This window comes from Candidatus Arsenophonus triatominarum, from assembly GCF_001640365.1.
Classification (GTDB): domain Bacteria; phylum Pseudomonadota; class Gammaproteobacteria; order Enterobacterales; family Enterobacteriaceae; genus Arsenophonus; species Arsenophonus triatominarum.
Genome location: NZ_LWMI01000010.1, coordinates 131,169 through 152,214, shown reverse-complemented (window position 1 = coordinate 152,214; position 21,046 = coordinate 131,169). Strand labels below are relative to the sequence as shown.

16 protein-coding genes and 10 pseudogenes are annotated in these 21,046 nt (G+C 37.8%); 7 read left to right on the top strand and 19 right to left on the bottom strand.

The window, feature by feature from the left end; genetic code table 11:
* Positions 1 to 95: 95 nt before the first annotated feature.
* The 5 genes and pseudogenes from AYJ55_RS09030 to AYJ55_RS09010 all read right to left on the bottom strand — a co-directional run.
* Positions 96 to 408 (bottom strand): annotated as a pseudogene (locus tag AYJ55_RS09030) (helix-turn-helix domain-containing protein); the annotation flags it as partial.
* A gap of 377 nt (positions 409 to 785) precedes the next feature.
* Positions 786 to 1,136: pseudogene (locus AYJ55_RS32905) on the bottom strand (hypothetical protein); the annotation flags it as partial.
* Between the two features lie 281 nt (positions 1,137 to 1,417).
* Positions 1,418 to 1,750: a YdbL family probable chaperone protein gene (locus AYJ55_RS09020; protein ID WP_063655738.1), complete on the bottom strand. Its 333-nt coding sequence runs from the start codon at positions 1,748 to 1,750 to the stop codon at positions 1,418 to 1,420.
* Between the two features lie 11 nt (positions 1,751 to 1,761).
* Positions 1,762 to 1,956 carry a YnbE family lipoprotein gene (locus tag AYJ55_RS09015; protein ID WP_063655736.1) on the bottom strand — a complete coding sequence of 65 codons (195 nt, stop codon included), beginning with the start codon at positions 1,954 to 1,956 and terminating at the stop codon, positions 1,762 to 1,764.
* Entirely contained in the window at positions 1,868 to 4,576 is a 2,709-nt protein-coding gene (locus AYJ55_RS09010) for a YdbH family protein (protein WP_063655734.1), read from the bottom strand. Before AYJ55_RS09010 ends, AYJ55_RS09015 begins: the two co-directional genes overlap by 89 nt.
* 423 nt (positions 4,577 to 4,999) lie before the next feature.
* Here AYJ55_RS09010 and AYJ55_RS09005 point away from each other — a divergent pair, with 423 nt between their 5' ends.
* A complete protein-coding gene (locus AYJ55_RS09005) occupies positions 5,000 to 5,998 on the top strand; it encodes a 2-hydroxyacid dehydrogenase (protein ID WP_063655732.1) in 999 nt (332 codons plus the stop codon).
* 351 nt (positions 5,999 to 6,349) lie between these two features.
* Here AYJ55_RS09005 and AYJ55_RS09000 read toward each other — a convergent pair whose 3' ends face one another.
* The 5 genes and pseudogenes from AYJ55_RS09000 to AYJ55_RS08980 form a co-directional block, all read right to left on the bottom strand.
* Positions 6,350 to 6,757 (bottom strand): GNAT family N-acetyltransferase, encoded by a 408-nt coding sequence (locus tag AYJ55_RS09000; RefSeq protein ID WP_063655729.1) that lies wholly within the window; start codon positions 6,755 to 6,757, stop codon positions 6,350 to 6,352.
* A pseudogene (locus AYJ55_RS08995) lies at positions 6,754 to 6,984 on the bottom strand (YcgN family cysteine cluster protein); the annotation flags it as partial. The pseudogene AYJ55_RS08995 and the gene AYJ55_RS09000, both read right to left, overlap by 4 nt.
* Before the next feature lie 33 nt (positions 6,985 to 7,017).
* A complete protein-coding gene (locus AYJ55_RS08990) occupies positions 7,018 to 7,677 on the bottom strand; it encodes a fumarylacetoacetate hydrolase family protein (protein ID WP_063655726.1) in 660 nt (219 codons plus the stop codon).
* 145 nt (positions 7,678 to 7,822) lie between these two features.
* Positions 7,823 to 8,205: pseudogene (locus AYJ55_RS28480) on the bottom strand (lytic murein transglycosylase).
* A gap of 16 nt (positions 8,206 to 8,221) precedes the next feature.
* Entirely contained in the window at positions 8,222 to 8,494 is a 273-nt protein-coding gene (locus tag AYJ55_RS08980; protein ID WP_063655720.1) for a YcgL domain-containing protein, read from the bottom strand.
* Positions 8,495 to 8,628: 134 nt separating this feature from the next.
* On the opposite strand from AYJ55_RS08980, the gene minC reads away from it, so the two are divergent.
* The 3 genes from minC to minE are packed head-to-tail and all read left to right on the top strand — an operon-like array spanning position 8,629 to position 10,405.
* Positions 8,629 to 9,300: a septum site-determining protein MinC gene (gene minC, locus AYJ55_RS08975; protein ID WP_063656276.1), complete on the top strand. Its 672-nt coding sequence runs from the start codon at positions 8,629 to 8,631 to the stop codon at positions 9,298 to 9,300.
* Between the two features lie 22 nt (positions 9,301 to 9,322).
* Complete coding sequence (gene minD / locus AYJ55_RS08970) at positions 9,323 to 10,135, top strand: septum site-determining protein MinD (RefSeq protein WP_063655718.1); 813 nt, start codon at positions 9,323 to 9,325, stop codon at positions 10,133 to 10,135.
* A 3-nt stretch (positions 10,136 to 10,138) separates the two neighbouring features.
* The gene (minE, locus tag AYJ55_RS08965) at positions 10,139 to 10,405 is read left to right on the top strand and encodes a cell division topological specificity factor MinE (protein ID WP_032115886.1); all 267 of its coding nucleotides are present in this window, start codon (positions 10,139 to 10,141) and stop codon (positions 10,403 to 10,405) included.
* 821 nt (positions 10,406 to 11,226) lie between these two features.
* On the opposite strand, the gene rnd is transcribed toward minE, so the two are convergent.
* The 8 genes and pseudogenes from rnd to AYJ55_RS08925 all read right to left on the bottom strand — a co-directional run.
* The gene (gene rnd, locus AYJ55_RS08960) at positions 11,227 to 12,351 is read right to left on the bottom strand and encodes a ribonuclease D (RefSeq protein ID WP_063656274.1); all 1,125 of its coding nucleotides are present in this window, start codon (positions 12,349 to 12,351) and stop codon (positions 11,227 to 11,229) included.
* A 75-nt stretch (positions 12,352 to 12,426) separates the two neighbouring features.
* A pseudogene (locus AYJ55_RS08955) lies at positions 12,427 to 13,805 on the bottom strand (AMP-binding protein); the annotation flags it as partial.
* 136 nt (positions 13,806 to 13,941) lie between these two features.
* Positions 13,942 to 14,277, bottom strand: a complete 336-nt coding sequence (locus AYJ55_RS28475; protein WP_342668155.1) for an AMP-binding protein — start codon at positions 14,275 to 14,277, stop codon at positions 13,942 to 13,944.
* 421 nt (positions 14,278 to 14,698) lie between these two features.
* Positions 14,699 to 15,301 (bottom strand): Slp family lipoprotein, encoded by a 603-nt coding sequence (locus tag AYJ55_RS08945; RefSeq protein ID WP_063655714.1) that lies wholly within the window; start codon positions 15,299 to 15,301, stop codon positions 14,699 to 14,701.
* Positions 15,302 to 15,341: 40 nt separating this feature from the next.
* Entirely contained in the window at positions 15,342 to 16,037 is a 696-nt protein-coding gene (tsaB, locus tag AYJ55_RS08940; RefSeq protein ID WP_063655712.1) for a tRNA (adenosine(37)-N6)-threonylcarbamoyltransferase complex dimerization subunit type 1 TsaB, read from the bottom strand.
* A gap of 106 nt (positions 16,038 to 16,143) precedes the next feature.
* A pseudogene (locus AYJ55_RS28470) lies at positions 16,144 to 16,753 on the bottom strand (ATP-dependent DNA helicase); the annotation flags it as partial.
* A gap of 189 nt (positions 16,754 to 16,942) precedes the next feature.
* Positions 16,943 to 17,366: pseudogene (locus AYJ55_RS35800) on the bottom strand (ATP-dependent helicase); the annotation flags it as partial.
* 56 nt (positions 17,367 to 17,422) lie between these two features.
* A pseudogene (locus AYJ55_RS08925) lies at positions 17,423 to 17,869 on the bottom strand (integrase core domain-containing protein); the annotation flags it as partial.
* A 94-nt stretch (positions 17,870 to 17,963) separates the two neighbouring features.
* On the opposite strand from AYJ55_RS08925, the pseudogene AYJ55_RS35795 reads away from it, so the two are divergent.
* Positions 17,964 to 18,755: pseudogene (locus AYJ55_RS35795) on the top strand (IS91 family transposase); the annotation flags it as partial.
* A 7-nt stretch (positions 18,756 to 18,762) separates the two neighbouring features.
* Here AYJ55_RS35795 and AYJ55_RS08915 read toward each other — a convergent pair.
* Positions 18,763 to 19,929: pseudogene (locus tag AYJ55_RS08915) on the bottom strand (IS3 family transposase).
* 423 nt (positions 19,930 to 20,352) lie between these two features.
* On the opposite strand from AYJ55_RS08915, the gene AYJ55_RS31835 reads away from it, so the two are divergent.
* Both AYJ55_RS31835 and AYJ55_RS34530 read left to right on the top strand, forming a co-directional pair.
* Positions 20,353 to 20,823 (top strand): IS630 transposase-related protein, encoded by a 471-nt coding sequence (locus AYJ55_RS31835; RefSeq protein ID WP_063654407.1) that lies wholly within the window; start codon positions 20,353 to 20,355, stop codon positions 20,821 to 20,823.
* Positions 20,745 to 21,041 (top strand): transposase, encoded by a 297-nt coding sequence (locus tag AYJ55_RS34530; protein WP_425393790.1) that lies wholly within the window; start codon positions 20,745 to 20,747, stop codon positions 21,039 to 21,041. The genes AYJ55_RS31835 and AYJ55_RS34530 overlap by 79 nt, the downstream gene beginning before the upstream one ends.
* Positions 21,042 to 21,046: the final 5 nt, after the last annotated feature.

Here is a 21,046-nt window from a genome sequence, read left to right as displayed (position 1 = left end):
TCAACATAATTTTGGCAAAATTTAGAAGAAAATAAAAAGGATTTCATCATGGCGCAGGTTAATGAGTAACCATTTCGGGTATTAATTTCTTATACATCAAGATGATGACGTAGCCAAATAGAACGAACACCACTTCCCGAAACAAAAATTCCTTTTTTTCTTAGTTCATTACTACTGCGGTGTTGTCCGTGTGCAGGGTATTCAATCGCATACTCAACTACAGCGCTTTCAATTTGTTCATCTACTCTATTTTTTACGTTAGGTACCCGTCGATTTTGATTAATTAAAGCGTCTATCCCACCATCATTAACAAGTTCCTGGTAGCGATAAAAACGTATCTCGGGATACCCCCATCTTACAGGCTTTTGAGACGTTATTAAGCTCTTCAGCGAGGTTAAGTAACCCAATTTATGTTTGATACATAGAATTACCTTTTATTTAATTATCTAATGATGTTAATTAAAACCGGTAACGCTCTTTTTTAAATCAGAATGGTCAGATTAAGTATAAGACTAATACAGTTAAGCTGCGTTCATACGCCTCATCGATAATTATCGTGTCATATTGCAGCAATAATTTATCATTATCACGAGTTTCGCACCAATAAAAAAACGCTCTATTTTTAAGTTTAATTCAGCATAATATATAAATAGACAAAATCTTATAAATTAAAAGCAACTTATTGTAATTTAAACAAATTTATACGTTTTAGTAACTTGCAAATTAACCATTGCTTTTAAGCCATTTCTGGAATTTTATATGCCCGGGCGAAACTCGTGATTATGTAATTCTGCTAATAAAATTCCATCTGTTATTAATTTAATGAACGTATTATCACCTACCTGATCATTAAAACGGACTTTATAGCCAACAGCACTACCTAAAGGAATATTAAGCTCCTCAGCGATCCTGTTAGCGACTGAGCGAGCAGCCAACCTACGAGGTTGGGTATGACCAATTAAGCCTTTTATCCCTCGGCCAAGCTCTAGACAAATTTTGGGTATCTGGGTTGTTTTGCTCGACCTCGTCTCACCGGCAATAATGACGACTTGATGATCACGGATCGCCTGATAAATTGCCTGTTTTTTCTCAATGATAGGGAGATTTTCTGGATAAATAATTATTGGAAGAGCGCTTTGCCGCTGAGCAATTTTTTTCTGCCATGCAGCAATATCCGTTTTAACTAATTCAATAACCGATTGGCGGGATTTTTCATTTTCTTTATCCCTGCTAAGCGTTTTTTCAATAACAATTGATCACGCAATAATAGCTTTCCAATATCAGCATATAATGCTATTAAATCAGAGTTCACGTTTAATTAGACCTTACTAGAAGGGGCATGTTTGCTGAGTTGAGCATCAAAACACGACGTCACTGACATATACTATTTGCCAAAATAATAGAGTGCTATAGTATCTTATTTTTGTGTCCAGCGACCATTAATACCTAATACATATTCACCTTTTTTCGCCCCATCTATTAATTTTTGGCCGGCAATTTTGGCCACTAGCTCAGTCTTAAGTTGATTACTTTGCGCAATTTCGGCATATTTTTGTTCACGAGCCTGGTTAATGCTGTTAACCAATGCGTTCACTTCAGCATTATCTTTTGCCACTGCTGCCAGATAACCGGTTAGGGTTTCGCCGACCAGCCCACGCTGCTTAGCTTCGCTAATTGACAAGCTTAAGGCGGAAAAACTGACAACGACACTCATCAATATCAATAAAAAAGGTAAAATATATTTTTTCATCATGTCATCTGTTATCCAAAAAGATCACTATTATTTTTTAGTAACCCCTCAATCTGGCGATCAACTTTAATTTTAATTTCATGTTCAATTTTGACATTCATATTAATATTTATTGGCTTATCTGGTGTTGCCACCTCTAACCGAACACAACTTGTTAATAAAAATGCCGCTGATAAGATCAGCGTATACCAAATTTGCGTTTTCATTAATGATTTTCACCTTTTTTAGCGAAATATTTTTTTCTAACCAATCGCCTAAATTATTAGCAAATTGTAGACTGCGCCACAATTGAAAGATATTTTCTTGATGGCGATAATTTAATCTAACTTGCCGATTTTTGCTTTCTAAAGGATTAACGCCATGAATTTGAACATTGAGCGTGATATCACCCAGATTACTCAGACTAATTTCGGTTTGGCTGCGATTTATTTCCAAATAACGTAACCAGGCCATAGCAACTCTAGCAGATAAATTATTTTCACCGATAGAATCCACTAACTCTTTTCCTAATCTTAAGGTAATATTGTCTGAGTTTGCTAGCCACCCTTCTTTCACGATCCAATCCGGATTATTCAGGAAGAAAGGTAATTGACCACTTATTTTTCCTGACATCGCAACCTGAGTCGTGGTTCTAAGACTAGTTAATAGTTGACTTAAATCTATCCGATCAATATTGAGTATGGCTGGCGCTATTTGCGGCCAACGTAATTTAACTAACCCAACAACACCGCCTAACAGATCAACGTTAACTGCCCGTAACACTAAGGGGAATTGTGCGCTAGCTGGATAATAGCCATAAAGATCAGCCGTTATATTACGCATATCAAACAGACTTTTTATCTGTTTGATCCTAATTTGGATCGGTGACTTGGTCCCCAGCTGCAAGCGACTATTTTGTAAACGCCAGGGTAAAATAAAATCAATCCCATCAACACTACCATCTTTTAACCACAATCCAGCATTAGTAACCGACCAATGACCACCAGCAATCACCCCTTGGCCTTGCGCCACAGAAAACGCAGCTTGAGCATAAAAATTACCTTCTCGCAAGGTGATAGCCAAATCTGCAGGGATCAACGATTGAAATGCTAATACACTCTGATTTTGCCAACGCGCATTTCCTCTTAATCGTATACCATCCCAACGGATAAAAAATGGAATTGGGCCTATTTGTTGCGCAGAAAGTGCGCCCGCTAATTGGAAATCGGCTGGATTGCGACCAACTATTTTAGCTGTGATCGCGGTTGCTGGTAAAAAGCTCTCTTGACCAAACTGTATTCGATTAGTACGCAAAATAAGCTCACCAGCAAAATTAGCTTGCTTAGCATCACGTTGCCATATTAAAGGTTTTGATAGAGTTAAATGGGGATGAAACATATTAACCATCCCATACTGAATTTTATCAAATCCGGTATTCAATCTGTTTACCACCAATAAAGAGTTAATCCAGTAACCATCACCGCTAAGATCCCAATTGGCATTAAGGGGGCATAATTGTGCATGGCCCCAATAACGCCATCGCCATTGACCTTGGTCTGGTTTAAAATTATTAGCTTGTCCATCAAAACGTAATTTTACCTTACCCCAATAACTGTCAGTTGTAGCAGCGATTGCCTGCAAACGCCCAGTTACCCCTTGTGCCGTCAAATAAGTGCCCGCTAACGGTAGACGTAATTCATTAAGCGTTAATGTTTTATTTATCTTGCCATACATTCTAATTAATGATGATGGTAAAAAAGTAATACGCGGAGAGAGCAATGGACCTGAAATCAGGGTTGGGGTTCGCATATCAATAATCAGATCATTAATTTTAACCTGTCCCATTAATTGAAATGGAATATGGCTATTTAGCCAATCTAATTTACCCTGCTCAACAGTCAGCACCAAATTAGCTTTGCCTTCCCCGCCCGTCGTCAACATATTAGCGCGACCACTAATACGCATATCAGCTAAATTATCACGCCAATTAGCCAGACGAAGATCGATTTTTCCTGATAATAATTGATCACCATTTTGCCAACGCCATTTTCCTTGCTTAATAGTCAAATACTGGTCATCTAATTGCCAGGGCAAAAAGAGTAATGGTATTTGAGACTGTTGTTCTGTTACCTGTAAAGTCCCTGAGCGATTTGCCCAACTTAATTGCGCAATCACCGGTTTAGCATAGCGATTAGTCGTTAAAATCGCGTCAATTTTTCCCTGTTGGGGAATTAATGTCGAACTCAATGGTAGCGCGATATTACCGGTTAAATTAACCGTATCTTCATTCAGCCGAAGAAACATATTCTCTATATTGAAATAATCTGCCGTTGTTGTTCGTGCAACAAATTGTACATTTTTACCTTGATAATCGATGTGCAAGTGATGACTTTGACTTACTTGTAACTGAAGTTTGCCAGCCAAAAATGGCCAAGAATATAAGACGAGTTGTTCAATTGTTAATTCCATTGACGGGATTGTGGTTAAGATCTGTTTTATATCTATTTCAGATTGTGTAGCTTGATCGTCTGTTAACTGGGATAAGCAATTATTGTCACTCACTAACGATTGAGCATGAATTATCCATTTTGTTGGCCATTTAATTGCCAAAGAAACAGTTAATTGATCCACCTTGACCCATTCACAGCTGCCTAGTGCGATTTTCATATCGGCTACAACAATCCCTTTGCCGGTGATTTTCGGTAACGTCATTGAAAATGTTGCACCTTTGGGTAGCCATAATTGACTGACTCTAGGTAACCAATGCGGGATTGAAAGCCAGCTGGTGACAACAATAAAAAACAAGATTATGAATAGCAAAATAATATATTTTATTAATTTAGGCACTCTACTATTCCTTTGTTTTAATCAACCTCATTAAAACCATAATAATGGATCTTTAATATTGATCCATCTTATTTCACGAGTTTCGCACAGGCATATAAAATTCCAGAAATGGCTTAAAAGCAATGGTTAATTTGCAATTTACTAAAACGTATAAATTTGTTTAAATTACAATAAGTTGCTTTTAATTTATAAGATTTTGTCTATTTATATATTATGCTGAATTAAACTTAAAAATAGAGCGTTTTTTTATTGGTGCGAAATTCGTGTTATTAATACATTTACAACACAACTACGTTAGCGATGTTATCAACAAATTTTTATCCATCGATTCATATAATCCTCTATTTGTGCTATTCTATTAACACTAAGCATATTTATCGCTATAGGTGCAAAAGTTATACTCATTTTATATTGGAGCCTCCAATGAAAGTCGTTTCTTATAGTACAAAACAATACGACCGCATTCATTTCGATCAAATCAATAAACAGGGGCATTTTAATTTTGATATCGAGTACTTTGATTTTCCACTCACACCGCAAACTGCTAAAAATGCCACAGGTGCTGATGCGGTTTGTATATTTGTTAATGATGATGCCAGTCACGCAGTACTTAAAGAGCTTGCAAAGCTGGAAGTTAAAATTTTAGCTTTACGTTGTGCCGGATTTAATAATGTCGATTTAGTTGCTGCAAAAAAATTGGGCATTCAAGTTGTGCGCGTACCAGCTTATTCTCCCGAGGCTGTTGCTGAACATACGGTGGGTTTAATGCTTTGTCTAAATAGACGTATTCACCGCGCTTACCAACGTACTCGGGATGCCAATTTTTCACTGGAAGGATTAACCGGTTTTAACATGCATAATCGTACTGCTGGCATTATCGGTACCGGTAAAATCGGTTTAGCAACATTACGCATTCTTAAAGGTTTTGGTATGAAACTACTTGCCTATGATCCCTATCCCAGTGAAGCAGCATTAAAGCTTGGTGCTGAGTATGTTGATTTAGATGCTTTATTAAAGCATGCCGATATTATTAGTCTCCATTGCCCATTAACAAAGGAAAATCATCATTTACTCAATGAACAATCCTTCAATAAAATGAAAGATGGGGTTATGGTGATCAATACCAGCCGCGGCGGCTTAATTGATTCTAATGCGGCAATCGAAGCACTAAAACAACAAAAAGTTAGCGCCTTAGGGATGGATGTATATGAAAATGAACGTGAGTTATTTTTTGAAGATAAATCGAATGATGTGATCCAAGATGACGTTTTTCGCCGCTTATCTGCCTGCCATAATGTTCTATTCACTGGACACCAAGCTTTTTTAACCGAAGAAGCGCTCAATAATATTAGCGAAACAACCCTACAAAATATTAAACAGATTGCTCAAGGAGAGCCGTGTGCTAATAAAATTGAAGGTTAATCTTTAACATTAAAACAATATTTATTGCTAGGGTTTCTGGCAGCTCATTGCCATGAGTGCTTTAGGGCGCTTATGGCACAAAACTATCGCTAATTAACCAATGAATAATCCAAAGTGGAATACCACCAGCAACTGCCGCTAACGGCCTAGTAACTTCCAGTTGTCGATTGCTGAATATAACAGCCATAATTGATAATTAGTTTCTTAGGTAACTTGAGCGAATCTGCGAGTCGTGCCTGCGGTTTTTATCAAAAACTGGGTTGGTTGCCGGTTAAAAATTTACAAAATGGAGAAATACGACTGGAAAAGTTGATTAATTAATATTATTAACTTGATTATTTTATTAGTCATCTAAAATTGGTCAATAGTATCCGTTGTGATGGCAGCATCAGTCGTTAACCAAATTTTTTTATATTGTTGAAAAAGAAACGTTTCAGCTTTGGTTAATAAAATTTTGCCGAAACCTCGCCCAGCAAACTCAGGACGAACAAATAAAGCAAAAATACTGCCTTGTTCCATATCCGCCATAGAAAAACCGATAGGATTACCAGCCATTTCCGAAATCCAGGCACAAGGTAACGCAAACAAAATATCGCGTAATGCGTCAAGTGTAATTCCTTTATCAATCAGTTGTTTTTTGGAAAGGTGATTTTCTTTTACACTGGTTCGAATAGCAAAAAGTGATGCAATATCATTAACATTAGCTAATCTAACATATTGCTCTAAATAATGGTTTTCCATTTTTTTCTCTAAGATCAAAGGGTATTAATAATATGAACTTCCCAATCCATCACCTCAATTTCTCTAACCGCAATATGCCGAACGGATATTTTAGCTTAGTGCATGGCTAATTTTGAACCGGTTTTTAGTGGATGCCAGGCTGGCAGCGGTTTTCCTTCAGCAATTAAACGATAAGCACAGGTGTTAGGTAACCAACGGAAGGTAATCAAATTATCCCTTATCAATTTGATACAATCTGGTTCATAAAGACTGAGACATATAAAATAAAAATCCTCTTATTAGATAACTCGTGTTTTTAAAATTCGATCGTTTAAATGAAGGGTAAGCTCGTCGTTCACTTCTAGTGGGCCAACACCGTTGGGTGTGCCAGTCAAAATAACATCCCCAGGGCGTAAAGTAAAAAAACGCGATATATAACTGATCAAAGGTAATATAGCTGTCAGCATATCGGCGGTGTTTCCTTCCTGTCGTATTTCGTTATTAACCAATAAACTTAAGATCGCTTTTTGTGGGTCACCAAACTCATGAGCAGCAATAAATCCGGATATTGGGCAAGCACCATCAAAAGCTTTGGATTTTTCCCATGGCTGGCCAGATGCTTTTAATGTTTGCTGTAAATCACGTAAAGTCAAATCAAGTGCCACGGCAACCCCTTTAATTGCTGATTTAATTCTCTCTTGATCATTTTCCTGTTTCAGCGTCGTGCCAATCAAAACAGCTAACTCGATTTCATGATGTACTGTGCCTAGCTCTTTTGGCAACAAAATAGGTTGAGTGATATCACAAAGCGCGGTTTCCGGCTTAATGAAAATGACTGGTTCTTTATGCTGCTTTGCGTTCATTTCTTGCACATGTTCGGCATAATTACTGCCTACACAAACCACTTTATTAGCAGATACATCCAGCAAAACGCCCTGCCAATCATGGTGTTGATACATAGTCTTACTCCTATTTATTGTTGCTTATACTCAATTTATTATATTTGTTGAGCAATACCTCAGCCATTAAACAGACAGATAATGAAAAATAGTAAGAACGATTCCAATGCATAATGGTGCAAAAATTATCGGTCACCAGATAGATCTAGCCTTTCGGATCTTTTGGAATAATTAACCAAGTCTGTGTAGTTAACACCAAATTAGCCATCACAGGAACTTCTATGCCAAGCTTTTTCCATTGTTCTACGGATTTTCCTTTTTTCTTTATCCCTGCGAAACCAACATCAAAACCTATTGGTAACTTAACCTGTGTACCCCAAGGTAAATAAATTTGCCAGCCTTCATACCTAAGGTAATTGGCAATTGAAGCAAAACATCTGCTTTATTGTGCCAGATATCAATCTGACCATTACCACTACCATTTATAGCACATTGTAGATAAGAGGTGGGCATAAACTGAGTTTGTCCCATTGCTCCGACCCAAGACCCTTTTAAACGATGGTTTTTCGACACATAGCCTTTATCCATAATTTTGAGGCGGCCATCAGTTGTTTACTAAAAAGCGATAATCTTCCATTATATTTTCAACCGGAGGCGGAAACTGGAGATAATAACCAACCTCGATAAGCTCCCTTTTAACCCTATCAATATCAGCATTGGCTAATTTTTTTCGATCTGTCAAACTGAGAGTCATGACAAATCGGGGAGTACCAAATTGCTGTAATAATGGTTTGGGAACGCGTGAAAAATTGTCTTTTTTTTCTACATAAAGATAAGTTTGTTCCTTCTTTGCACTACAATAAATGACACAAAACATTCAATTTAGCTCTTTTTTATTAACATTTTTGACTTGCCTGACTAATTAAGTAACTATAACATAATATTGTATTTTCTAATATCATCGTCCAAAATTCCACTATGGGTCAGTTCAACATGCTGAGTCGAATGCAGATGGCACAATCACCAATCGAACTAAAAGGCAGTAGCTTCACTCTCACCGTTCTTCATATTCATAATGAAGATCCTGAAGCTATTAAAAAAGCAATTCAGGAAAAAATTGACCAAGCGCCTGAGTTTTTGAGAAATGCCCCTGTTGTCTTCAATGTTACTGGTCTATTAGATGTAAATACTATTTTATCCTGCTATAAAATTATTAGTCAGACAGGTTTAAAGATAGTTGGTGTTAGTGGATGTACCAATACTAAATTGCGCCAGGCTATCACTGATATTGGCCTACCTTTACTTAGTGAAGGTCAAAATAAAAAAACTGCCAATATCGCTACCACTGAACATAGCAAGACGCGTATTATTACCACCCATGTTCGTTCAGGACAACGCATATATGCCGCTAATTGTGATTTAATTGTTAACGCTAATGTTAGTGCTGGTGCTGAATTGATTGCTGATGGCAATATACATATTTATGGCATGATGCGTGGTAGAGTACTTGCTGGCGCATCTGGCGATAATGATTGTCAAATTTACTGTACACACTTACAAGCGGAATTAGTTTCTATTGCTGGACAATTTTGGTTAAGTGAACAAATTCCTGCAGATTTTATCGGAAAAGCAGCTAGACTTTGTTTGGTAAATAATGAATTGACGGTTAATAATATCATTTAGACCTTATTACAGGAATGACTTCATGGCACGCATTATTGTTGTAACCTCAGGTAAAGGTGGCGTAGGCAAAACTACTTCCAGCGCAGCCATCGCTACCGGCCTGGCCCAAAGAGGAAAAAAAACCGTTGTGATCGATTTTGATATTGGTCTACGTAACCTCGATTTAATTATGGGATGCGAACGCCGCGTAGTGTATGATTTTGTGAATGTGATCCAAGGTGATGCCACACTCAACCAAGCACTTATTAAAGATAAAAGGACGGAAAATCTTCATATACTTCCTGCTTCACAAACGCGTGATAAAGATGCATTAACACGCGAAGGCATTGAAAAAGTGTTAAATGGACTGAAAAAATTAGATTTCGAATTCATTATCTGCGATTCACCCGCAGGTATCGAAAGTGGTGCATTGATGGCACTTTATTTCGCCGATGAAGCAATTATTACCACCAACCCTGAAGTCTCTTCTGTACGTGATTCAGATCGCATACTCGGTATTATCGCTTCTAAATCACGCCGTGCAGAACGTGGCGAAGAACCCATCAAGGAGCAACTTTTGCTTACCCGTTATAATACAGGTCGTGTCACCCATGGTGATATGCTGAGTATGGAAGACGTACTTGAAATTTTGTGTATCCCACTGATTGGTGTGATCCCTGAAGATCAATCTGTTTTACGTTCCTCTAACCAAGGAGAGCCTGTTATTCTCGATGCCAAATCTGATGCAGGCAAAGCATACAGTGACTGCGTTGATCGAATTTTAGGTAAAAACCGCCCTATTCGTTTTATTGAAGAAGAAAAAAAAGGCTTCTTAAAGCGCTTGTTTGGAGGATAAAATATGGCCTTATTAGATTTTTTCCTGTCGAAAAAAAAATCAACGGCCAATATTGCCAAGGAAAGGCTACAAATTATTGTTGCCGAACGCCGACGTAATGACTGTGGGCCGGCTTACCTACCCGCAATGAAACGTGATATTTTAAAGGTCATTTGTAAATACGTCCAAATTGATCCAGAAATGCTCACAGTACAATTTGAACAAAAAAATGATGATATCTCGGTTTTAGAGTTAAATGTAACTTTACCTGAAACGGACGAAAAAAAATAAAACACGAGTTTCGCACCAATAAAAAACGCTCTATTTTTAAGTTTAATTCAGCATAATATATAAATAGACAAAATCTTATAAATTAAAAGCAACTTATTGTAATTTAAACAAATTTATACGTTTTAGCAACTTGCAAATTAACCATTGCTTTTAAGCCATTTCTGGAATTTTATATGCCTGTGCGAAACTCGTGGATATCTTTAATGCATGGATAAACTGACAAAATATAAACATCCTAATTTTTTCTTGTTCACGAGTTTCGCACCAATAAAAAACGCTCTATTTTTAAGTTTAATTCAGCATAATATATAAATAGACAAAATCTTATAAATTAAAAGCAACTTATTGTAATTTAAACAAATTTATACGTTTTAGCAACTTGCAAATTAACCATTGCTTTTAAGCCATTTCTGGAATTTTATATGCCTGTGCGAAACTCGTGTTGTTTTGAACTTTATACTTCTTTTTCGTAGCTTGCGAAACTCGTGCAGGATACTCCTTTATTATCAACAGGATTAATATTAATAACTGGTTTATTTCTATTAGTAGAGTCGGATAGTAACCCTATTTAGTATAGTTTTTATATTTAGTGATATTGGCATAAAATAAAATTATTTATATTGTTATAAAAAATAACTTATTTAAATTAATAGAAAGAGAAACACAGAAAGAAAAGATATTTTTAATCTCATGCTCAAGATACAGTTTTAAATTAATTACACTATACCTTGGACAAACTAATTCAAAGATTTATTACAAATCGATGAATTAGTTCAATTAACAAAAAGATAACAAAAAAGACAGTTTTAAAAACAAATCAGCTAACAATATAATTCCAATAATTGCTTTAAAGGATCACTTAATAATTGCCCACGCCAGCCAGCCAACAAATCGGGCTTATAGTCTGATTTTTTCAACCCCCAATGGAACGCTAGCAGTTGATTAATTTGGCGTCGAGAAGCTAATAACTCTGAATTCAACTCTGCTTGTTCGCCAATTTGTTTAGTTAATGTTTTAACCGCCTTAAATGCCTCTTGATATTGAGGATGATTGATAAGATGATAAAGCGGCTGCGGACACGCATTTTCCTCAATATCACAACAAGTCGCGACGATTTGCAACAAATCCTGACCATGGCAGAGGATCTCCTGCCCAGTTAAACCAAGAGTATGCAGTTGTGTCAATGAATTAGGCAAATAACGCGCTATTTTCCATAGATGTTCTTCTCTAACAATAAAATTGACCGCTAAATCACGCCGTCGAGCCTGGTTAAGACGCCAGGCAGCTAATTGTTTAAGACAGGCAAGCTGTTGAGCCCGCAATTGCCAACTATTTTTAATACTTTTATATGCATCTGCGGGTGATAATATCTCTTGTCGACGTAACAAAATTCGCTGACATTCATCGGTTGCCGCCGGTAAATAGCCTAATTTATTAATCAACGACAATATTTCTTCGGCTAAAGGTAATAAAAAAAACACATCAGCGGCCGCATATTGACACTGTTTATCACTCAACGGCCGAATAAGCCAGTCTGTTCGTGACTCACTCTTATCTAACGTAATCGTTAAATATTCATTCACTAAGCTTGCAAATCCGCTAGAAATTGGATGACCAAGAAATGCTGCCATAATTTGTGTATCTAACATCGGCCGTGGAACACAAGCCAAGTGATGTAAAAATACTTCTATATCTTCACTACCAGCATGCAAGATTTTAGTCACTTTGCCATCTGTTAATAAATTTCTAAACGGTTCCATATTAGTAATGGCAATAGGATCAATTAATGACAGTTGCTCACCGTCATATAGCTGAATAAGACCAAACTGTGGATAATAAGTTTTTACTCGCACAAATTCTGTATCTAAAGCTATTTTGTTAGCCTTCGCTGCTGCTTGACAAACTTTCTCAAGTTGAGCATCTGTGGTAATCAACTGATAATTCAAAACGTTTTTCTCTTTGTGATTTATTTTTAACAACATCACTCTTGGCCGCCACTTTACCGATGCTGTTTACCAAAATTAACTATCTAATGTTTGTGTTACTTGATGATTTTCTGCCGATACTTGATATTTTTTCTGCTCTTCTTTTCTTAATTGTCGTCGTAAAATTTTACCTACATTCGACTTAGGTAACTCAGAGCGAAACTCAAAAAACTTAAGCACTTTATAGGCAGTCAAATATTGACGGCAATAGAGTTTTAATTCTTCGGTAGTCAAAGTAGGATCAGTAGATACAACAAAGACTTTTACCGCTTCACCAGTATTTTCATCTACCACACCAATTGCTGCATTTTCAATGACTTTGGGATGATTAGAGATAACTTCTTCAATTTCACTCGGGTAAACATTAAAACCAGAAACTAAAATCATATCTTTTTTGCGATCAACAATTTTGATAAAGCCTTTTTCATCGATCTTGACAATATCACCGGTCGCTAACCAGCCATCTTGCAGCACTTCGTCGGTCATAGCAGGAGAGCGCCAATAACCCTTCATGACTTGAGGACCACGTACCAACATCTCACCAGGCAGGCCAATTGGAACTTCATTACCACTATTATCAATAAACTTGACTTCAGTTGAAGGCATAGGCAAAAACCAATGCTACCATTATATTTACTTAAATTGTATGGGTTAACCGTCACTAATGAGAACACTCAGTTAAACCATAGCCCTCCAGTAAACACTTGCCCGTCAGTTGTTGCCACTCTTCTGCTGCTGTCTTTTGTACCGGCATACCACCGCCAATAGAGACATTCAAATGGGAAAAATCAAGTTTTCTAAATTCTTCATTATGCAACCAGGCATTAAATAATGTATTAACACCTGTAATGCCAGTAAAAGAATAACGCGCAAGTTCTTTAACTGTTGCGGCAACATCCCGCGGATTAGTGATCAGTAAATTAGTACCGCCAATTTTAACAAATAACAAACAATTTACTGTCAAGGCAAAAATATGATACAGCGGCAACGCCGTCACAATAATTTCTTTACCTAACTGCATAGCAGACAAATAAGTGGCTCTGCCCTGCTCAACATTTGCCAACATATTATAATGGGTAAGCATTGCGCCTTTCTCTGAGCCGGTGGTTCCGCCGGTATACTGGAGAAAAGCCAAATCCTCGCCAGAAATATCAGGTTTCACATACTTGCATAACTCGGCGAAAAGGGATCGCTTGTGGAAAATAATATTTAGGTACCAGACGTTTTATATATTTAACAACAAAATCAACAATCGTCGCCTTTGGCCGAGACAGTTGATCGCCTAAACAAGTTAGAATGACATGTTTAACTTGGGTATTAAAAACGACTTTTTCTAATGTATAGGCAAAATTTGATACGATAACAATCGCAATAGCTTCACTATCATTAAGTTGATGTTCTAATTCTCTTGAGGTCACGAGTTTCGCACAGGCATATAAAATTCCAGAAATGGCTTAAAAGCAATGGTTAATTTGCAAGTTACTAAAACGTATAAATTTTTTAAATTACAATAAGTTGCTTTTAATTTATAAGATTTTGTCTATTTATATATTATGCTGAATTAAACTTAAAAATAGAGCGTTTTTTTATTGGTGCGAAACTCGTGGGGGTATAAAGCGGATTAACATTAACGACGACCATACCTGCACGTAAAATACCAAAAAGTGCAATCGGATACTGTAATAAATTGGGTAGCATCAGCGCAATACGAGCGCCTTTTTGCAGACCTAAGCCATTTTGTAAATAGGCCGCAAACTCTCGACTACGTTCTTCCAGCTTACGATAGGTCATTATTTCACCCATATTAATGAAAGCTGGACGATTAGCATATTCAGTAACCGTATTTTCTAGTAAGTCTGCTAATGATATTTCAGATACCGGTCCTATTTCTGCCGGTACATCAGATGGATAATTTTTTAGCTAGATTTTTTCCACTGTAACACTCCTGATTTGAAACTAAGTGAAGTAACCGACAAAAATTAATTTGTTAACAAAATACCAACTCAGCATACTAGTTTGAGAACCGTTCTGTGCTAATGCTGAGATATGTATCACTATTTAATTTCAAATCTCGAATAAGTTTAAACTAAGCTAATTTATCAGCTTCTACATTTTGATTAATTTTCAGTTAGCTATAAAAATTAGCGGAATAATTATATATCGCTCGACTTTTTTTCGAAAAAACAATGCTTTTTGTCATATTAGCGCATAACCGCACCTTTTAGCAGCGCAAAATTTGCTCAATCCAAAAACCAATCAGGGTAAATATGGCAAAATATTTACCCTGACTCATTGATAAAACTAATAATTATTCGGTTAAATAAGTTCGTATTTTAGCCTCACCAACAGGATAACCCCAAGGGCCCCAATTCCAATAATAAGGCGAATTAGGATAGTTTGGATACCATGGCGATCCATATCCCCAACCTGAAGGTGGCAATACAACTGATTGCATTTGATTCCAACGTTGATAACCTGATACAGCAATCTTGACATACTGGTAGGAAACTAAATCAATTTTTCCTACTTCAATGCCAGTAATTGTCCCAACGACAGTAATATAGCGGCCGCTAAAATCTGATGGCTCCAAAAAACGGCCAATATAAGCATAGATACGTCCTACCGATGGTGTATTTAACTTTGGCGCAGCGTCATATTTGCTTAATGGCATCACTGCTATTTCAAGCCGAGTTTGGTTATTGTTGTTTAAAACAGAAATCACCTTACCGCCAAAGCGCCCTTCTTGACCAATATAAAGCTCAGGGGCCTCGCGCACTGCTGATAAACTTTCAACCGGTGTTTGTGTCGTTCCCTTAATTGACGCGGGAATTGAAACACATCCAGCTAATAAAACAACACTAGCAAACAGAGCAACCTTTATGGCAGCCTGGTAGTTTAACTTTATTTTCATAAACCACCCCTTAAAACGGCATAATAATTTTAAGCAAGTATCAACGGCCGGGTAATTTTTTCCAACTAACCTCATTACGTAAATAAACCGGCTGGGCTTCTTCAGCGTCAACTGTTTTACCTTTTTGCCACTCTTGTAAAGCTAACTGCAACATATCTTGCGCATCAGGTAAAGAAATACCACTTTCCAATAAATTTAAATTTGTCGTTCTTAATATAGGATAGGCTGACCAACCTGTCCCGGCAATAGCCCATTGTCCGCTTAAGCCATTTATTTTGGCTAAAAACTGCTCTGGCTTGAGCACTGCCTCACTTCCTTCACCTTGCCAAAACCCATCTGGTTTAAGTTCATAACAAGCAGAATAAATTTCGCCCATTCTTGCATCTATCGCTACCAATACTTTTTTTACACCTAATTGACGATAAGCTCCTTGCGCCATAGTTAACAGCGAAGAGATGCCTATCATAGGTAAATTAGCCCCAAATGCCAACCCCTGAGCAATACTGACAGCAATACGAACGCCAGTAAAACTGCCTGGCCCACGTCCAAAAGCTAAAACATCGATATGTTGTAAATCCAAATGCGCATCAATAAGACACTGCTCTACCATCGGTAATATTTTTTGGGTGTGCTCCCGCGGTGAAACGGCAAATTGAGTAAAAATTTCTCCATCGCGCCATAGGGCGACAGAACACGCTTCAGTGGCGGTATCAATCGCTAATATATGGATTGCCATATTTTAGATCCTGGCTATTTTTATGACTAAATAATTGCTAACACTAACATATTTTGTTGAATAAGAAGGTATCAATAAGAAAAAACTTATATGTTATCGCCACTATTTATTTAATTAATGACGTTTTTGCTAAAAAGTCAATCGCCGCTTGCAAACTACGTGTCCTAGGCGAAGGCGGTAAACTATTAAAAAAAATTTCACCACAAGGTCGCGATACTAATTATCACAAATAATAATAACCCCAGAATCATTAACATCACGCACAAGCCGGCCAACCCCTTGCTTTAAATTAAGCACCGCATAAGGTAATTGGACATCATAAAATGCATTGCCGCCTTGGAGCTGACAATCTTGCATACGCGCTCGCAATAATGGTTCATCTGGCGACCGTAAAGGGTAATCTATCGATAATGACGCAAGAAAGAACATCGCCTTTAACATCAACACCTTCCCAAAAACTGCTGGTAGCTATTAATAATGCATTACCTGCTGCTGTAAATTGTGACAACAATCGCGCTTTACTGGTTTCTCCCTGCAACAAAACAGGTAAATTCAAATAATCGCGAAACATTTCTGTTAATTCACGCATCATATGAAGTGATGTACATAAAAAGAAACAACGCCCAAAGTAATGTTTGGCGCTGATAGTCAAATGGATTTGGTAAGATTAAATTATTGGCTTTCTCCAAACCTAGACGCTGGCTAAAATAACTTAAAGCCTGTTGCTCAATAGCAAAATTAATTATGACTTACAAAAAAACCAGCCGCTGATGATAAAATCATCAATTTTTGCATTAAAAATAACCTATGTAAGATTAAAAAATAAACTATTTTTGTATTTTTTAGATGTATCTAACTTGTTTTTATTTTAAGCAACTTTATTTCACTATTGAGCAACATGCTTTTAGTTTATCACTGATTGCTAACGTAGCTGAAGTAAAGATCCAACTGCCTTTTTCAGTGGTTATCATGTCATGAAATTTATCCGCCACCGTTAATGGTGTTAATGCTAATAAAAATGGCGGCCAAAACTTTCAAACCAATAGCTAAACCCAGGTATTGTTGTCTCTTTTAACCGATTACGATAAGTTGTTGTTCGATCAAAAATAGCATCTAACGCGATAGAACGCCCCAGCGACAGTTTCATCACCTCATAGCTAAATTCCAATGCATCCTCAAGACGCTGCAATACACTGCCGACTGTTGATTAAGCAATTGCTGCAAATCCTCTCTAAATCCATTTTCACCTAATGCTAATCGAAAATCTAAAGTAGCCTGGCTAATGCTATCAGCACACTTTTATAATTGTATCTGATCACGAATTTCTGTGCATTAGCTCAGACTTGATCTGACAGTTACCGGTTATTTATACAGTACCTGTCAGGTTAAATTTGATTTAAATCTTTCTCTCTCCAAAGTTGTTTTCCATCGTGTAAAGTTGCCATAGGAATTCGACCGCAACACATTTTTCCTTGATGAGTGCGTTGGTTATTGTATTCGTCTAACCATTTGTCTAAATCAGCTTGTAATTCGGCTAAATTACCGAAGATTTTCTTACGAAAAGCCACTTGATAGAACGCTTGTAATACGGTTTTATGAAAGCGTTCACAAATCCCATTGGTTTAAGGTGAACGAGCTTTAGTTTTTGTATGATCAATATCGTTGATAGCGAGATAAAGTTGATAATCGTGATGCTCAACTTTACCACAATACTCACTGCCTCTGTCCGTCAGTATACGTAAAATCGGTAATCCATGCTGGGTGTAAAAAGGCAGAACCTTGTCGTTTAATAAATCTGCCGCCGTTATCCCGCTTTTCGTTGTGTAAAGCTTACAATCAAGATGGTCGCCTATGGCGACGACTTGTCATTGCTTGTTAGTACTGGTATAACCCGATACCTATTGTCTCAATCTTTTGGTCCCTTTTATGTCACCGCGTTTTAGTCATGTTTTTCAATTTGGTCAACGCTGGCTCAATTGGCTTAATCGCCAACCCCCTGATAGTGTCCGCACTGTTGTGATGAAAACCATGGTAAAACGGCACTTCGCTTATGGGGTGGTCAATTTGGCGCTGTCCTGACCCTCAATGTAATTCTGAGAAACGGGTTAAATTTAGTCGAAGCTGCCCACATTGTGGCGTCAAAGCTTGCCTACAATGGATTAACAATACGCTAGCTTGGTTACCCGAAGTTCCTTGGCAGCACATCACTTTTACCATGCCTTGTGAATATTGGCCTATTATTCGCGCCAACCGTTGGCTTCTCGGTGAAATGAATCGATTAGCCGCTGATGTGATATTAACCATCTGCCATGACCTCAATATCACCCGGGCGTTTTCACTGCCATCCATACCTGGGGACGAGACCAAAAATGGCATCCGCATATTCATTTTTCAACCACAGCTGGCGGGATATCAGCTTTTATCGCGAAAACATTATGACAATGTGGCGATATCGGATAAGGGCATTATTGAGAAAACATTATTACACGCTCACCATTCCCGATGAGCTTAAAGCTGAAGGAAGAAGTAAAGCATCATGGAATCAATTACTTAACACTCACTACAAGCGCGGGTGGAATATTAATCTTTCTGATATTCTTTCCAATATTACCCATGTCACCCTTTATCTCGGATTTTATCTAAAGAACCCCCCCTGTCTCGCTCAGTCGCTTAAAACATTATTCCGGCGAAGATAACATCACGTTACGCTATAAGAGTGTAGTGGTCAACTAAAATTGGCCACCCTACCTGACTGTTCACGGAACAGTCGCTCTGATTCGTTTGGCGTTAATCCACCGTTATACCAGTGAGGTCTTATATCGCTATAGTTAGTGGGTTATGTAGCGAATAATGGCTGACTGAGCAGTACTAAAGCTTTGGTAGCCAGTCGTTGGCACCCATTCTGTCTTCAGACTACGGAAGAATCGTTCCATCGGACTATTATCCCAACAATTCCCTCTGCGACTGATACTTTGGGTCATCTGATAACGCCACAATGCCTGCCTATACTGACGACTGGTATAATGACTTCCCTGATCACTATGGAACATCACCTGTTTGGGATGCCCACGTAGTTCCCAAGCCATTTGTAGTGCTTTGGCGGTTAATTCTGAGTCTGGTGCAAATGACATTGCCCAGCCCACCGGTTTTCGGGCAAACAAATCCAATACCACAGCCAGATAGGCCCATCGTGAGCCTGTCCAAATATAGGTTACATCGCCGCACCAAACTTGGTCAGGCTTTGTAACAGCGAACTGCCTATTGAGCAGATTTGGAATATCAATACGTTCATTTCCACCGCGGTTGTATTTATGTTTTCGCTCTTGGCAACTGACGATGATTAATTCTTTCATCAACTTACCCGCTAACCACCGCCCAAGTTTCACGTTGTGTGTATTGGTAACCATCGTGGTGATAGTCCTTGCGCCAGCAGAGCCGCCACTAACGTTCCACGCTTCGCTGACTAGGCTACGTTTTATCGTCCGCTCAATATCTGGCTCCTTAGGCCGACACCAATAGCGATAACTGCTTCGGTGAACATTAAAAATACGACACAAAGTTTTCACCGGATAAAGCACTCTTAGCTTTTCAACTACCGAAAATTTTTCAGTGAGTCGGACATTAAGAGCGCAGTAGCCTTTTTTAAGATGTCATTCTCCATTTCCAGCCGGTGGATTTTTTCCTTCATTTCTCTGAACTCAATTTGTTCAGGTGTTAATGGCAGACCAGGCGATGTTTTCCCTTGACGTTCTAAACGAAGGGCTCTTACCCACCGGCTAATCGCTGAAAGACTGACGTTCATGCCTTTCGCGGCTTCCTGGTAGGTGTAATTTTGGTCAAGGACTAATTTGGCAGTTTCACATTTAAATTCAGCAGTAATTATTTTACTCATTTCGGCACCTATAAAAATTATGAGGTAAGCATATCACCTCAACTTAGGTGGCCAAATTTAGTATGCCACTACAGAGCCCCCGCACGAAAAAACAGGAAGACCTAGTCATGACATCCGATGAATTTATTACCCTGTTTGCGTCTCATGTGCCAGAAAAATGATTTCACATGATCCGCTATTACGGCTTTTTAAGTCCATCAGCACGGATGCGAAAAATGTTAACGGAGGTTGTTTATCCTTTAGCCCAGCAAGATCACGAGTTTCGCACAGGAATATAAAATTCCAGAAATGGCTTAAAAGCAATGGTTAATTTGCAAGTTACTAAAACGTATAAATTTGTTTAAATTACAATAAGTTGCTTTTAATTTATAAGATTTTGTCTATTTATAGCTAGGCGACTTAATTTTGATTACAAGGTGTGTTATGAGTTATACAATTGATTTTCGACGTAAAGTAATATCTGTAAGGAAAGCCGAAGGTTTAACAATTCGAGAAACTGCGAAACAATTCCGTATTGGAAAAGCGTCTTTAGTACGTTGGCTTAAACGACCAGAGCCAAAAAATTCAACGCCACGTAAGAGGAAGCTCGATAAAAATGCTTTAGCAAAAGATGTGGAACAGTATCCAGATGCTTACCAAAAGGAACGGGCAGAGCGATTCGGTGTTTGTAAAAAGACTATTTGGCAATCCCTTAAAAAGCTGGGATTAACCTATAAAAAAAAACTCTATTCCATCCAAAAACCAACGAAAGCGACAGGCTGGCACATCAGCAAAAAAGACAACAGTATGAAAAAAAAGATAAATCTGTTGTTTTTATTGATGAAAGTGGTTTTTCACATGACACTCCACGAACTCACGGCTATTCCCCAAAAGGTCACCGTTGTTTTGGCCTGAAAAACTGGGGTGCTAAGGGAAGAACAAATGTTATTGGCGCTTTATTGGGAACAACCCTTTTTGCTATCGGATTATTTGATTGCAATATTAATCGTGATGTTTTTTATGTTTGGATCACAAAAATATTGCTCCCAGAACTTCCTGAAAATTCTGTTATTTTTATGGACAACGCTAGCTTTCACAAAGGTAAGAATATTGAACCGCAGGACACCAGATAGAATAT